Source organism: Microbulbifer donghaiensis, assembly GCF_900129095.1.
Taxonomy (GTDB): Bacteria; Pseudomonadota; Gammaproteobacteria; order Pseudomonadales; family Cellvibrionaceae; genus Microbulbifer; species Microbulbifer donghaiensis.
Genome location: NZ_FQVA01000001.1, coordinates 1,223,183 through 1,237,721 on the forward strand (window position 1 = coordinate 1,223,183; position 14,539 = coordinate 1,237,721).

The window sequence follows — 14,539 nt, forward strand, 5'->3', positions numbered from 1 at the left end:
GGCGCTCCCGAACTGCGCGGTTCCGGGGAAAAGGTCAATGATGCGGAATGTATGCTACGGCAAACCGCTCCGCCAGGTCGGCAAGACGCTTGTCCAGCGTCCATAGCTTGGCGCCCGGGGTGATCAGGGTGGATGCGAGCAGCGCCATGTCCACCAGACCGCAGCCCTGCCCGTACAGCTTTTCGCGCTCTACGAATTCGGTCAACTCAGCCAGACTTACCTGATTAGCTGCTTGCAAAAGCCCTATGTAGCCGAGCGTTTGCTGGCGCGGCTCTGGCGGCGTGCCACAGGCGAGTTCGACCAGGACCATCGGGTGCGTAAGTGCCCAGTCACTCTCGAGTAGCGTTACCAGGGTATTGTCGCGGCGTCTAAAGTGATTCACCCACACCGACGTATCAACGAGTACGCTCACGCCGCCGTGCCTCGCCGGCGAGGCACGTCTTTCATTTCTGGCGCGGCACCACCCAGAGCCGCCAGGCGTTTAGCCGCCTGCACCCTCACGAAGGTCTTGATGGCTTCTCTGAACAGTTCCGACTTGTCCATGTCTTGGTCGGCCATCTCCAGCGCCTTCTGGTACAGGGCATCGTCGATAGTGACTGTGGTTCTCATGGCAATGGCTCTCCCGCGTCTAATTTGATGTAAGAATACATCATTTTAGTCATCACGACTCTTGGAACCTATATCTGAACGGTGATGGGTAGCGGGTATTGCAGAGCATTGAAGCGTGATTTCGGGGCGGGACCGGAGTCTGCCGATTGCCTTTGAGCTCTATGTGGCCGGGGCCCGGTGGATTGCGATGCTGTGGGGGGAGCGGACAGTGGGGTGGTATCTGGATTATTCCGGGTTGGGGCACTAGAGCCCAATGCAGGCGGGCTATGTTAATCGCCTGCAGGGCAGGCTCCCTCAGGGGGACTGGATTAGGTGATGCGCCTGCTCACTTCGGCATCCATGCCTACGTGTCCGGCCTGCGCCGGAATGACGAGACGGTGTCGAAGGGCGAACCAAATGGTTCGCCCTTTGTTTATGGCCGCGTTAACAGGCCACCGCTACAATGGACCCTCTTTTTACGGATTCAGGGCTGACTCTGTGCTTACTATTGGCCTGACTGGCGGTATCGGCAGCGGTAAATCCGCAGCGGCGAGTTGCTTCCGCGCGCTGGGTATCAACGTCGTCGACGCGGACTGGGCGGCGCGGGTGGTGGTGCAGCCGGGGCAGCCGGCGCTGGCTAAGATTGCCGAGCACTTCGGTGCCGATGTGCTGCTGGAGAATGGCGAGCTGGACCGGGCCAAATTGCGCGGGCTGGTGTTCGACAATGCGAACGAGCGAAGCTGGCTCGAGGGGCTGCTACACCCTTTGATTCGCGAGGAGATACTGCGGGCACTGGCGGCCAGCCAGAGTGCCTACGCGATCCTGGAGTCACCGCTGTTAATCGAATCGGGGCAGTATAAACTGGTGGACAGGATCTGCGTGGTAGACTTGCCCGAAGAGCAGCAAGTGGCGCGCGCCGGGGCGCGTGACCGAAGCGATGCGGAGCAGATTCGCAAGATCATGGCCGCGCAACTGCCGCGCCAGCAGCGCCTGGAAAAGGCCGACGATGTGCTGGACAATTCCGGCGATCTGGCGAGCCTGGAAGCGCAGGTAGAAGCGCTGCATCAGCTGTACCTGCAATTAGTAGAAGAGAATTACTGAAGTACATGTCTAAAGAGTCACCTACCCTCAACTGCCCCACCTGTAAGAAGCCCATTGAGTGGAACGAGAAGTTCCCCTTCCGGCCGTTTTGCAGCGAGCGCTGTAAGTTGATCGACCTGGGTGAGTGGGCCAGTGAGGGGCACAAGATTCCGGGGGAGCCGGTTTACGATGATGTGTTGAGTGAAGAGCTGGATGAGTCCAAGACTCGGCATTGAGGTTCCACCCTCTCCATATACCCAATAGGGACTCTGGGTGTTCGCCTGCAAGCAGGCTCCTACGGCGGGCCTTCAGCCCGCTTGCCGAGCCAGGGCTCGGCGGTCCCGGCGCCTCTACGCGGGCCAGTCAGCCTGAATTGCTTCAATGATCGCCTGGTTGGCATCTGGAAACTGGTACTCCCCCAGCGCCGACAAGTCGACCCAGGCGATTTCCTGCCCTTCACGGCCGTGTGCCTCGCCTTCGAACTCCGTCACCCACCAGGTATCCAGCAGCACCGTCTTCTCCGGGTACTCGTGGCGGATTTCCGTCAGCGGGCGCAGGCCTTTCACCTCGATGGCCACTTCTTCATGCAGCTCACGGGTCAGTGCCTGCTGCACCGTCTCCCCGGCTTCGACCTTGCCGCCGGGGAACTCCCAGCGGCCGCCCATATGCAGGTGGTCCGGGCGGCGGGCGATCAATACCTTGCCGTCGCTGCGCAGCACGACGCCCACGGCCACATGTACTAGCTTGCTCATAACCTGCGCCTTAGGTCCGGTACTCCGCATTAATGGTCACGTAGTCGTGGGAGAAGTCGCAGGTCCAGATATGTTCGCTGCAGTCGCCGCGGCCCAGATCGACGGTAATGGTGAATTCCGGCTTGGAGAAGACCGCCTGGCCGGCCTCTTCGGTGTAGCCGGCGGCACGGCCGCCGGCTTCCACGACCTGTACCCGGTCGAGGTAAACATCCACTTTCGCGGTATCCAGCCCTTCGACACCGGCATTGCCGATGGCCATCACCAGGCGACCCCAGTTGGGATCCGACGCGTAGAGCGCGGTTTTAACCAGCGGGGATTCGCCGACCTCGAACGCGACTTGCAGCGCTTCTTCACTGTTCGCGGCACCTTGCACCTGCACGGTGACAAATTTGGTCGCGCCCTCACCGTCTTTGACAATCGCCTGGGCCAGCTCGATATGCACCTCGACGATTGCCGCTTTTAGTCGCTCGTATTCCGCACTGTGTTTATCGGCAATCTGCGGGCCGGTAGCACCGCTGGCAATCAGCACGCAGGCATCGTTCGTGGAGGTGTCGCCATCGATACTGATGCGGTTGAAGGAAGAACTGACCGCATCCCTGACCAGCTCATCCAGCAACGGCTGGGCGATGGCCGCATCTGTTGCAACGTAAGCCAGCATGGTGGCCATATTGGGCTGGATCATGCCGGCACCCTTGGCAATTCCGACAATGGTGATCTGCTCGCCGGCGATCTCCACACTGCGGCTGGTGGTCTTGGGGCGGGTGTCCGTGGTCATGATTGCGCGCGCGGCATTATCCCAACCATCGATACTGAGCTGGTCCGCAGCCACGGGAATCGCATCGAGCAGTTTCTGCAACGGCAGGTGTTCGCCAATAACGCCGGTGCTGAACGGCAATACCTGTTCCGCGCCGATTTTCAAAGCATCCGCGACCGCGGCGCAGCAGCTGCGCGCATTATCGATACCGCGCTCACCGGTAGCGGCATTGGCATTGCCGGCGTTGATCAGCAGCGCGCGAATATTGCCGTTGCGGATATGCTCTTTCGCCACGGTAACCGGTGCGGCACAGAAGGCGTTCTGGGTGAAGGTTGCGGAGACCGCCGCGCCTTCGCTGATGTCAATCAACAGCAGGTCGTCGCGCTGCCAGTTCTTGATTTTGGCGGCAACGCTGGCAAGACGAACGCCCGGAATTTGAGGCAGTGATGATTCTGGCATAACTGTAACGGCAACAGGCCGCCCCCGGCTGTGCGGTCCGCCGGTCGTGGCGGCACTCGCGGAAAAGGCGACATTATCGAAGCGGGCACCGGCCCTGACAAGCAGATCGCCATCAATTCTGCGGAATTAGAGTGCAGAACCGCAGATAATTCTGCACCCTGCATAAAAAAATGCCCCGCGCGAACGGGGCATTTCGAGAACTACTGCAGGCTACAAACGGCAGACTCGCTTAGCTCTGGGTCGAGGACGCCAGTTTGCCGTGGCACTGCTTGTACTTCTTGCCGGATCCGCACGGACACGGATCGTTGCGGCCGACCTTGGGTCCGCGGCGCTCCGGCAGCGGTTGCGCCTGCTCGGCAGCTTCCAATTCCGGCATGGCAGAGGCCTGGGCATGTTGCAGCTCCAGCTGCTGGCGGCGCTGCTCTTCCAGACGGCGGCGCTCCATCTCTTCCATCTGCTCGCGGGTCATCGGCTCGACGTGGGCGAGGATGCGCACCACTTCATGCTTCAGGTTGTCGAGCATGCTCTGGAACAGGTGGAAAGACTCACGCTTGAACTCCTGCTTCGGGTTCTTGTTGGCATAGGCGCGCAGGCCGATGCCGGCGCGCAGGTGGTCCATGCTGGACAGGTGTTCCTTCCACAGCTGGTCCAGTACCTGCAGCATGATCTGCCGCTCAACCGTCGGCATCAGGTTTGCATCGCCAGACGATTCGGCGATGCGCGCCACCTTGGCCGCATAGGCTTCCTGGGCTGTCGTGGCGATCTTCTCGCGCAGGCTCTCTTCGTGCAGGGTGCGATCTTCATCCAGCCACTGCTGGACCGGCAGTTGCAGCCCCAGCTCGCCGGCCAGCTGCTTTTCCAGTCCGGGGATATCCCACTGCTCTTCCACGCTCTGCGGCGGTACATAGCCGGAGATCAGCTCGTTGACCACATCTTCGCGAATCGCGGCGATGGTATCGCTGATCGTCTCCGCTTCCAGCAGCTCGTTGCGCTGGCTGTAGATGACGCGGCGCTGGTCATTGGCGACATCGTCGTATTCCAGCAGCTGCTTGCGGATATCGAAGTTGCGGCCTTCGACGCGGCGCTGGGCCTTCTCGATGGCATTGGAGACCATGCGGTGCTCGATGGCCTCGCCCTTCTCCATACCCAGCATCTGCATAAAGTTCTTCACCCGGTCGGAGGCGAAGATACGCATCAGGTTATCTTCCAGGGAGAGATAGAAGCGGGTCACACCCGGATCCCCCTGGCGACCGGCGCGGCCGCGCAGCTGGTTGTCGATACGGCGGGATTCGTGGCGCTCGGTACCGATGATATGCAGGCCGCCGGCCTCGATCACGGTGTCGTGGCGCTTCCGCCAATCTTCCTTGACCGCGGCGATCTCGGCCTCGGTCGGCTCGCGGTCTTCCTTCAGGCGCAGTTCGTTGACTTCCGCCTCCCAGTTGCCGCCGAGCACGATATCGGTACCGCGGCCGGCCATGTTGGTGGCGATGGTCACGGTGCCCGGGCGGCCGGCCTGGGCGATGATCTGCGCTTCGCGCTCGTGGTATTTCGCGTTCAGCACCTGGTGGTCGATGCCGGCCTTCTGCAGCATGCGCGACATTTCTTCCGAAGTCTCGATGGAGGCGGTACCGACGAGGATCGGTGCCTGCTTGTCACGGCAGTACTTGATGTCCTCGATGATGGCGTCCATCTTCTCTGCTTTGCTCAGGTAGACCAGGTCGTTCAGGTCGTCGCGCTGCACTTCGCGGTTGGTCGGGATCACCACCACGTCCAGGCCGTAAATCTGCTGGAACTCGAACGCTTCGGTGTCGGCGGTGCCGGTCATGCCGGACAGCTTGGGGTAGAAGCGGAACAGGTTCTGGAAGGTGGTGGAGGCCAGGGTCTGGCTCTCGCTCTGAATCTGCACCTTTTCCTTGGCCTCGAGTGCCTGGTGCAGGCCCTCGGACAGACGGCGGCCCGGCATGGTGCGGCCGGTGTGTTCGTCGATCAGCACCACCTGGCCGTTCTGCACTATGTAGTCCACGTCTTTATTGAACAGCACATGGGCGCGCAAGGCGGCGTGCACATGGTGCAGCAGGCCCAGGTTGCCGGGAGCGTACAGCGACTCATCTTCCTTCATCAGGCCACTGCGGGACAGCAGATCCTCGATCAGCTGGTGGCCGTCTTCGGTCAACTCCACCTGACGGGTCTTCTCATCCACGGTGTAGTGGCCTTCGCCCCCCTCTTCCGCGCGCTGCAGCTGCGGGACCAGCTGGTTCATCGCCAGGTAGAGGTGCGAGGAGTCCTCGGCGGCGCCGGAGATAATCAGCGGCGTGCGCGCCTCGTCGATCAGGATGGAGTCCACCTCGTCGACAATGGCGAAGTGCTGCGGGCGCTGGGTGCGATCTTCCTTGCGCAGCACCATGTTGTCGCGCAGGTAGTCGAAGCCAAATTCGTTGTTGGTGCCGTAGGTAATATCGGCCTGGTAGGCGGCTTTTTTCTCTTCCGGATGCTGTTGGGAGACGATCACACCCACGGTCAGGCCGAGGAATTCGTAGACCGGACGCATCCAGTTGGCGTCGCGCGAGGCCAGGTAGTCGTTCACGGTCACGATGTGCACGCCCTTGCTTTCCAGGGCGTTCAGGTAGGCCGGCAGCGTCGCAACCAGGGTCTTGCCCTCACCGGTGCGCATTTCGGCGATGCGACCCTCGTGCAGGGTCATGCCGCCGATCATCTGTACATCGAAGTGGCGCAGTCCCAGCGTGCGGCGGCTGGCTTCGCGCACAGCGGCAAAGGCCTCTGGCAGTAGCTGATCGAGCTTCTCGCCGTCGGCGAGGCGCTTCCTGAATTCGTCTGTCTTGGCTTTCAGGGCGGCGTCGTCGAGCTTCTCGAACTCCTCCTCCAACGCATTGATCTGCGTCACAACACGACGCATGCGCTTGAGTTCGCGGTCATTTTTTGAACCGAAGACCGATTTAATCAGTTTGCCAATCATTATGTAGAAACCACTTATCTTATTTACGCGGCCGACTTCGCGGACCGGGGGGAATCATTCCACACCAACGCTAATTTCAACGAGGGGTGCAAGTAAACAGGAAGGCGCAACGACTGGCAACTCCTATACCCTGAGCTGCCGGCGCCCTCCTTGGGCCGCGGGCATTCTCGGGGAAGCTACCAGTGGTGGCGCGATAAAGACAGGATAGATGTTATCTGCCGGTGCGGCGGATGTAGCTGGCCGGGTCCACGGCGCGGTTGTTCTTGTACACTTCGAAGTGCACATGGGGGCCGGTGGAGCGGCCGCTGGAGCCCATCAGCGCGACAACCTGGCCTTTCTTGACCACGTCACCGAGCTTGACCTTGATCTCACTGTTGTGACCGTAACGGGTGGAATATCCGTTGCCGTGGTTGATTTCCACCAGCTGGCCGTAGCCGGAACGATCTTCTGCCCAGGTCACCACGCCGGCGGCAACAGAGACCACGTCAGAGCCTTTCTTACCGGCGAAATCGACGCCTTTGTGCCAGGTGCGGCGGCCGGAAAACGGATCGGTGCGATAGCCATAGCGGGAAGACATCCAGCCGCGACTGATCGGGCGACCGGCAATAAACTGCTCGTCCTGCAACTGACGCTTGGCCAGCAGGGTTTCGAGGGTGTTCAGCTGCATCTGTCGGTCTTCAATCTGCTCCGACAGTTCGCCGATCACTTCGAGGAATTCGGGTGGCTGGTAAGGCAGCTCGGAGGCACCTGCGATACCCGGATCCTCCGGGCCGCCGACCGCGGGAGCACTGCCGAACTGGAATTCACCTTCATCCAGCTTGGCCGCGGTGGTCAGTCGCTCGCCGAGGGCATCCAGGCGGGTCAGGCGCGCCTGCATTTCCGCCAGCTTGACCGTCAGCGCGGTCAGCTGCTCACGGGCCTCGCGGTCCGCCTCGCCGATCTGTTCCTGCTGTTTGCGCAGTGCCTTGTTCCAGGCCTTGGCCGTGCGGGAGTCAAAGACATCGGTCTCTGCGACCGGCAGATTGACGCCGATCAGAAAGGCGCCCACTGGCAGACCCAGCAGACACAGGCTCAGCAGGGCCTTGCTCAGGCCGCCGAAGCTGAAGCTGCGCGTACCGCCGCGCTCATTAACTAGGATTACTTTCATATCAGGCGTGTGGAATTCGACAGTTTGTTGTTTTCGTTAGTCCTGTTGTGAGGCCCGAACAACCGGATTCCCGCCTCACTCTCACGCCTTTCCAATGGCAACTCAGCCGACCAACCCATCCAATGTAACACTGGCCGACTGACAATAATCGTTATCAGTGCACAGAACCGCGCTCAGCGACCCATCCACCAATAGTCGGCGGGCAATCTCTCCGGCCCCCCGATACGCAAAAGCCGGCAATTTCCATGCCGGCTTTTTTTATTTGGCTCAGACAGCCAGGATTGGCTTCACGTAGGAGATGGGCGCTTCCTGTTCGCCCTCGAAAGTCACCATCTCCCAGGCGTCTTCCTGCGCCATCAGGGTGCGCAGCGACTTGTTGTTGAGCGCATGACCGGATTTGTGCGCCCGGAATTCACCAATCAGGCTGGTGCCCAGCAGATACAGGTCGCCGATGGCGTCCAGAATCTTGTGTTTCACAAATTCGTCTTCGTAGCGTAACCCGCCCTCATTCAGAATGCGGTACTGGTCGATGACGATCGCGTTGTCCACGCTACCGCCCTGCACCAGTCCCTTGGAGCGCAGATACTCGATCTCGTGCATAAAGCCAAAGGTGCGCGCACGGCTTACTTCCTTCACGAAGGAAGTGCTGGAAAAGTCCACCGAAGAGGTCAGGTTGCGCCCCTGGAAAACCGGGTGATCGAAATCGATGGTGAAAGACACCTTGAAGCCATTGAACGGCAGGAAGCTGGCTACCTTGTCGCCCTCTTCCACGGTTACCGGCTTCTTGATGCGCAGGAATTTCTTCGGCGCAGACTGCTCCTGGATGCCAGCGGACTGGATCAGGAACACGAAAGGACCGGCGCTGCCGTCCATAATCGGCACTTCCTGCGCAGACAGCTCGACGACGGCGTTGTCGATACCCAGCCCCGCCATGGCGGACAGCAGGTGCTCGATGGTGGCTACCCGCACGTCACCCTTCACCAGGGTGGTGGACAGCAGCGTATCGCCGACATTTTCCGCCCGGGCTTCAATCTCAACCACCGGGTCCAGGTCGGTCCGGCGGAACACAATGCCGGTATCCACAGGCGCCGGTTTAAGGGTCAGGACAACCTTTTTACCGGTGTGCAGACCTACGCCAGTGGCGCGAATAGCATTCTTAAGTGTGCGCTGTTTGATCATGAAACACTCTTTTCCCAGTCGGTGAGCGGCATACGGGCCGCAGCGAGCCGGCGATCATAGCAGAAATATTACGCCAAAACTAGCAATGGACTGACAGTCATTTCGCTACGTCGGCTTCTATTTTCAGAATAGCCCAGCACGGCAACTGCGACGCCACGCCTATTCCTTTGACTGCATTGTAAGGCGGTGTTCTCCCCAACCGCTGTTAAAAATTGTTAACCCGGGACTAGCCCGGGTTAACAAATTTGCCGACCAATAAGTCAGCATCTGAACCGCTCGCCGTCTCGGCGATTGCCCGGCCCGAAGGCCGGGCGGACATGAGCGGGGTTCGCCTTAACGGCGCGGCGGTCCAGCAATCGCTAGTGTCCCGAATTAGAGGTTACTGTTCAATTTTGGCGGTGTCTTTTGCCGCCATGCTGCGTTGCGACTTCTCGCCATAGCCCTGCTATGACTCGTCGCCGCGCCTTGCCTGGCGACAAGATCCCCTCGCCAATTCTTGAACGAACCTCCAACTCGCGACACTAGTCCGCCTGACGGCGCAGGAACGCGGGGATATCCAGATATTCCATATCGGTATCGGCCGGGTTCAACGCCGGGGCCGGGCGCTTGGGACGCTCGGTTTCCACGCGGGCACGGTTATCGGCACCTTCGCGACCGGCCAGGCCGGACGCATTGGCCTGGCTGTCACGCGCCTCGCGCCCCTCGTGCAGTTGCGGACGACGGGTGTTGTCCACCACCTTAGTAGGGCGGGCAGCCTGCTGTACCCCCTCACCGAGACCGGCGGCAACGACGGTAACACGCATCTCGTCACCGAGTTTGTCGTCCACCGCGGTACCGATCACTACGGTGGCATCGTCGGAAGCAATCTCCTGAACGATCTCGCCAACTTCGGAGTATTCGCCCAGGGTCAGTTCCTGGCAGCCACTCTCTTCACTGCCGGTGATGATATTCACCAGGATGCCGCGGGCGCCCTGCAGATTGACGTTGTCCAGCAGCGGGCTGCGCACGGCCTTTTCCGCCGCCTCGCGCGCGCGATTCTCACCAACCGCGGAACCGGAGCCCATCATCGCCATGCCCATTTCGGACATGACGGTGCGCACATCGGCGAAGTCGACGTTCATGATGCCGGGGCGGATCATCAGGTCGGCGATACCCTGCACAGCACCCAGCAGTACATTGTCCGCTTCTTTATAAGCCGCCTTCATGGTGATCTTGTTGCCAAGCACTTCGAGCAGGCGGTCGTTCGGGATGGTGATCAGTGAATCGACCTTGTCGCGCAGTTCGAGGATGCCCTCTTCCGCGACCACAGAGCGCTTGCGCCCTTCGATCTTGAACGGACGGGTAACCACCGCCACGGTCAGGATGCCCAGGTCCTTGGCGATCTCCGCGACGATCGGCGCACCACCGGTGCCGGTACCACCGCCCATACCCGCGGTGATGAACACCATGTCGGCACCCTGCAGTACTTCGGCAATGCGCTCGCGGTCTTCCAGTGCGGACTGACGACCGACATCCGGGTTCGCACCGGCTCCAAGGCCGCGGGTAATGTTGTTACCCAGCTGCAGAATGGTACGCGCCTGAACATCTTTCAGCGCCTGCGCATCGGTGTTGGCACAGATGAAATCCACACCTTCCACTTCACTGAAGATCATGTGCTTCACGGCATTGCCACCACCGCCGCCGACACCGATCACTTTGATGACAGGTTTGTCCTGTACGCTATCGACTAGTTCGAACATCTCTGTTCCCCTTTTTTGCTCATGTCAAAATTTATTGTTCGATCCCTAAAAAAACCTTGCTTGTGGGAGCCTGCCCTGCAGGCGATATTTGCCAAAGCCCGAGGCAATTCGCCTGCAGGGCAGGCTCCCACCGCACTGATTACAGGTTTCCCCTGAACCAGTGCTTTACCTTGTCCCACCACTGATTTTCTTGGCGCACCGGGCGCTGCCCGCGCTCACTGCTCTCCTCCTGCCGCATCGCGTACATCAGCAGGCCGACGCCGGTGGAGTAGATCGGGTTGCTCACGATATCGGTCAGCCCCGCCAGGCCCTGTGGCACTGCGAGGCGCACCGGCATATGGAAAATTTCTTCGGCGAGTTCGACTGCGCCCTCCATTTTTGACGAGCCGCCGGTCAGCACCACGCCGGCCGCGCAGAGATCTTCGAAGCCGCTGCGGCGCAGTTCCGCCTGTACCAGCGTGAACAGCTCGTCGTAGCGCGGCTCAACCACTTCCGCCAGGGCCTGACGGGACAGATCCCGCGGTGCGCGATCGCCGACGCTCGGCACCTTGATGGTCTCACCTTCGCGGGCAAGTTTTGCCAGCGCACAGGCGTATTTGATCTTCAGCTCTTCCGCGTGCGGCGTCGGCGTGCGCAGTGCCATGGCGATATCGTTCGTCACCTGATCGCCGGCAATCGGAATCACACCGGTGTGGCGGATAGCGCCGCCGGTAAATACCGCGATATCCGTGGTACCGCCACCGATATCCACCATGCAAACACCGAGTTCCTTCTCATCGTCAGTCAGTACCGCGTAACTGGATGCCAGCTGCTCGAGAATGATGTCCTCGACTTCCAGGCCGCAGCGGCGGATACATTTTTCGATATTCTGCGCTGCGTTCACCGCACCGCTGACGAGGTGTACCTTGGCCTCCAGGCGCACACCGGACATGCCCAGCGGCTCCTTGACGCCTTCCTGGTTATCGATCAGGAATTCCTGCGGCAGAGTGTGCAGAATTTTCTGGTCTGCCGGAATCGCCACCGCACGCGCTGCATCTATCACCCGATCCAGATCCTGCTGGGTTACTTCGCGGTCCTTGATTGCAACGATGCCGTGGGAGTTCAGGCTGCGGATATGGCTGCCGGCAATACCGGCGTAGACCGAGTGAATCTCACAGCCGGCCATCAGCTCGGCTTCCTCCACCGCGCGCTGTATCGACTGCACCGTGGATTCGATATTCACCACCACACCTTTCTTCATGCCGGTGGATCGGTGCGAACCGATACCGACAATATTCAGCTCACCATCGCCGGAGACTTCGCCGACGATCGCGACCACTTTGGAAGTGCCGATATCCAGACCCACGATCATGCGGTGATCGGATGCTTGTGTCATTTTTGTACCAACCTCGCTGAACTGTGCTCCGAACCGCATTCCCCCTCTTCGGAATAAGAGACGGGCCAGGGCACAGCGTTCGCTTTTTAAATTTTGTTCTTCATCGCAGCCTGTGGACTGCGTTCAGTTTTACTCTTTATCGTTTTTCCACTGCACCGCCACTGCGTTGCTGTAGCGGGTATCCACCCTGGCAACCTGAGCCAGGTGTGGCGCCAGTATGCTGCGACTCAACTGCAGGAAACGGTTGACCCGCTCCAACAACTCGTCGTGTCCAAGGCGCAACTCCACACCGGAAACCAACTCCAAGTGCCACCCTGCCAGGTCGTCAAATGACAACCGTTTCACTTCCATATCCCGCGTGGTCAGCAACCCCGCGAGGGCCTGGTACTGCGACATGATGCGCTCGACCAGCTCCTCGTCGCCTGCCAGCTCCGGCAGGCGACCGGTATTCATCTGCACTGGCCGCGGCAACAACTCGCCACTCGCCACCAGCAATTTATCTCGCCCCCAAACCGCGAGCGGTTGCGCTTCCTCCACCGCCACCTCGACGCCGCGCGGCCAGCGCCGGCTGACCGATGCCGAGGTTATCCAGGGGTTTTCCTCCAGCGCCGCGCGCATGCCGCGGATGTCCACAGAGAAAAACCCTTCCCGCAAGTACGGCAGTAGTATCTCCTCGATCTGCCGCTGGGTCACGGCGTTAAATGGACCTTTGACCCTCACCTGCTCCAGTGCATCGACCCGGCTCAATTCCTGCACCGGGGTGCGCTGCCACAACCACAGGCCGCCATAACTCATCCCCGCCAGAACACCGATCGCCAACACCGCCATGAGCACCGGTCGCCAGTTGCGCTTCGCGCACTCGTTGCGGTCCTCAATCGGACGCGCGCCGCGCACATTTTTCTTTTGATGGGCACGCTGTGCTTTGCCCATCCTACGGAGCCTCTGTAGGAGCCTGCTCGCAAGCGACTGATTGCAGAGCTCCGTAGCCTTTCGCCTGCAAGCAGGCTCCTACAAGGTCAAGTGCCATCATCATTCCGCATTGCCCTCGCCCAGGCGCCACTGAGCCAGCTGCTGGGCCAGTGCACCCACGTTACCCGCGCCCTGCGTCAGCACGATATCACCGGGCTCAAGCAGGTCTGCCAGCACCGGGGGTACCTGTTCGATTGTCTCGACAAAAATCGGATCGACCTGCCCCCGGTTGCGCAGGCTGCGGGCCAGGGTTCGGCCGTCGGCACCTGGAATCGGCGATTCGCCAGCGCTATATACGTCGAGCAGAATCAGTTTGTCTACCTGCGAAAGCACCTGCACGAAATCCTCGAACAGATCCCGCGTCCGCGTGTAGCGGTGCGGCTGGTAAATCATGACCAGGCGGCGCTCCGGCCAGCCATCGCGAACCGTCTTGATCGTCGCGGCCACTTCGCGCGGATGGTGGCCGTAGTCGTCCACCAGCATGACCTTCTCTGCACCGCCATCGTCACTGACCGCAAAGTGGCCGTAGATCTGGAAGCGGCGGCCCACGCCCTGGAAGCCCTCCAGCCCCTTGCGGATCGCCTCGTCGGCAATGCCTTCATCCGTCGCCACGGCAATGGCCGCGGTCGCATTCAGCACATTGTGTATACCGGGCGTATTGACACACACTTCAAGCACTTTGCCGTCCGGGCGCTGCACGCTGAAATGGCTGCGCAGCGGCTCCTGTTTCACATCGACGATGCGGAAGTCATTGCCCTCGTCGAAGCCATAGGTCACAACCGGGCGGGAAAACTTCGGGATCACTTCCTGAATATGTTCATCGTCACCGCAGACAACCGCGAGACCGTAGAACGGCAGGTTGTGCACGAAATCGATGAAGATCTGTTTGACCTTCTCAAAATCGCCACCGTAGGTCTCCATGTGATCCGCATCGATATTGGTAATCACAGTCACCATCGGCTGCAGGTGGATGAACGATGCATCGCTCTCGTCCGCCTCGGCGATCAGGTAGCGACTCTCGCCCAGCGCCGCATTCGCACCGGCCGCATTGACCAGGCCGCCGATGACAAACGTCGGATCTTTCTTGTCCGCGGCAAAAATCGACGCGATCAGGCTGGTGGTCGTGGTCTTGCCATGTGTGCCGGCCACCGCGATACCGTAGCGGTAGCGCATCAGCTCACCGAGCATCTCCGCGCGGCGCACGACCGGAATGCGTTTTTCGTGCGCGGCGATCACTTCCGGATTGTCACCGTGGACTGCGGAAGAATTCACCACCACGTCCACGTCGCAGATATTTTCCTGGCTGTGGCCTATCTGGATCTTGATGCCCAGCTTGCCCAGTCGCTCGGTGACCGAGGACTCGCGCAAATCGGAACCGGAAACCTCATAGCCCTGGTTCTGCAGTACTTCGGCAATTCCGCTCATGCCGGCACCGCCGATACCGATAAAATGAATACGGCGGATCCGGCGCATCGTGGGCACGCTGTAATACTTGTCTGTGGTCGTCAGTTCTGATGGCATTC

The 14,539-nt window shown here is 60.4% G+C and carries 13 protein-coding genes; 2 read left to right on the plus strand and 11 right to left on the minus strand.

All coding sequences use genetic code 11. The features are described from left to right. Positions 1-34: 34 nt before the first annotated feature. Positions 35-412, minus strand: a complete 378-nt coding sequence (locus BUC36_RS05170) for a type II toxin-antitoxin system VapC family toxin (protein ID WP_073272369.1) — start codon at positions 410-412, stop codon at positions 35-37. Continuing rightward, a complete protein-coding gene (locus tag BUC36_RS05175; RefSeq protein WP_073272371.1) occupies positions 409-609 on the minus strand; it encodes a type II toxin-antitoxin system VapB family antitoxin in 201 nt (66 codons plus the stop codon). The genes BUC36_RS05170 and BUC36_RS05175 overlap by 4 nt, the downstream gene beginning before the upstream one ends. Positions 610-1,086: 477 nt before the next feature. Here BUC36_RS05175 and coaE point away from each other — a divergent pair, with 477 nt between their 5' ends. Continuing rightward, positions 1,087-1,689: a dephospho-CoA kinase gene (coaE, locus tag BUC36_RS05180; protein WP_073272374.1), complete on the plus strand. Its 603-nt coding sequence runs from the start codon at positions 1,087-1,089 to the stop codon at positions 1,687-1,689. Positions 1,690-1,694: 5 nt separating this feature from the next. Beyond that, complete coding sequence (yacG, locus tag BUC36_RS05185) at positions 1,695-1,904, plus strand: DNA gyrase inhibitor YacG (protein WP_073272376.1); 210 nt, start codon at positions 1,695-1,697, stop codon at positions 1,902-1,904. Positions 1,905-2,018: 114 nt separating this feature from the next. On the opposite strand, the gene mutT is transcribed toward yacG, so the two are convergent. The 9 genes from mutT to murC all read right to left on the minus strand — a co-directional run bounded on the left by mutT (position 2,019) and on the right by murC (position 14,537). Beyond that, a complete protein-coding gene (gene mutT, locus BUC36_RS05190; RefSeq protein WP_073272378.1) occupies positions 2,019-2,420 on the minus strand; it encodes an 8-oxo-dGTP diphosphatase MutT in 402 nt (133 codons plus the stop codon). Positions 2,421-2,430: 10 nt separating this feature from the next. Next, positions 2,431-3,633 (minus strand): bifunctional glutamate N-acetyltransferase/amino-acid acetyltransferase ArgJ, encoded by a 1,203-nt coding sequence (gene argJ, locus BUC36_RS05195; protein ID WP_073272380.1) that lies wholly within the window; start codon positions 3,631-3,633, stop codon positions 2,431-2,433. A 229-nt stretch (positions 3,634-3,862) separates the two neighbouring features. After that, positions 3,863-6,607, minus strand: coding sequence for a preprotein translocase subunit SecA (secA, locus tag BUC36_RS05200; protein WP_073272382.1), 2,745 nt, complete (start codon positions 6,605-6,607; stop codon positions 3,863-3,865). A 211-nt stretch (positions 6,608-6,818) separates the two neighbouring features. Further along, entirely contained in the window at positions 6,819-7,754 is a 936-nt protein-coding gene (locus tag BUC36_RS05205; RefSeq protein WP_073272384.1) for a M23 family metallopeptidase, read from the minus strand. A 267-nt stretch (positions 7,755-8,021) separates the two neighbouring features. Next, positions 8,022-8,933: a UDP-3-O-acyl-N-acetylglucosamine deacetylase gene (gene lpxC / locus BUC36_RS05210; RefSeq protein ID WP_073272386.1), complete on the minus strand. Its 912-nt coding sequence runs from the start codon at positions 8,931-8,933 to the stop codon at positions 8,022-8,024. Between the two features lie 521 nt (positions 8,934-9,454). Beyond that, complete coding sequence (gene ftsZ, locus BUC36_RS05215; RefSeq protein WP_073272388.1) at positions 9,455-10,672, minus strand: cell division protein FtsZ; 1,218 nt, start codon at positions 10,670-10,672, stop codon at positions 9,455-9,457. Positions 10,673-10,811: 139 nt separating this feature from the next. Beyond that, on the minus strand, positions 10,812-12,047 hold the full coding sequence (gene ftsA, locus BUC36_RS05220) for a cell division protein FtsA (RefSeq protein ID WP_073272394.1): 1,236 nt from the start codon (positions 12,045-12,047) through the stop codon (positions 10,812-10,814). 129 nt (positions 12,048-12,176) lie between these two features. Then, complete coding sequence (locus tag BUC36_RS05225; protein ID WP_084535629.1) at positions 12,177-12,977, minus strand: cell division protein FtsQ/DivIB; 801 nt, start codon at positions 12,975-12,977, stop codon at positions 12,177-12,179. Positions 12,978-13,076: 99 nt separating this feature from the next. Continuing rightward, the gene (gene murC, locus BUC36_RS05230; RefSeq protein ID WP_073272396.1) at positions 13,077-14,537 is read right to left on the minus strand and encodes a UDP-N-acetylmuramate--L-alanine ligase; all 1,461 of its coding nucleotides are present in this window, start codon (positions 14,535-14,537) and stop codon (positions 13,077-13,079) included. Positions 14,538-14,539 lie beyond the last annotated feature (2 nt).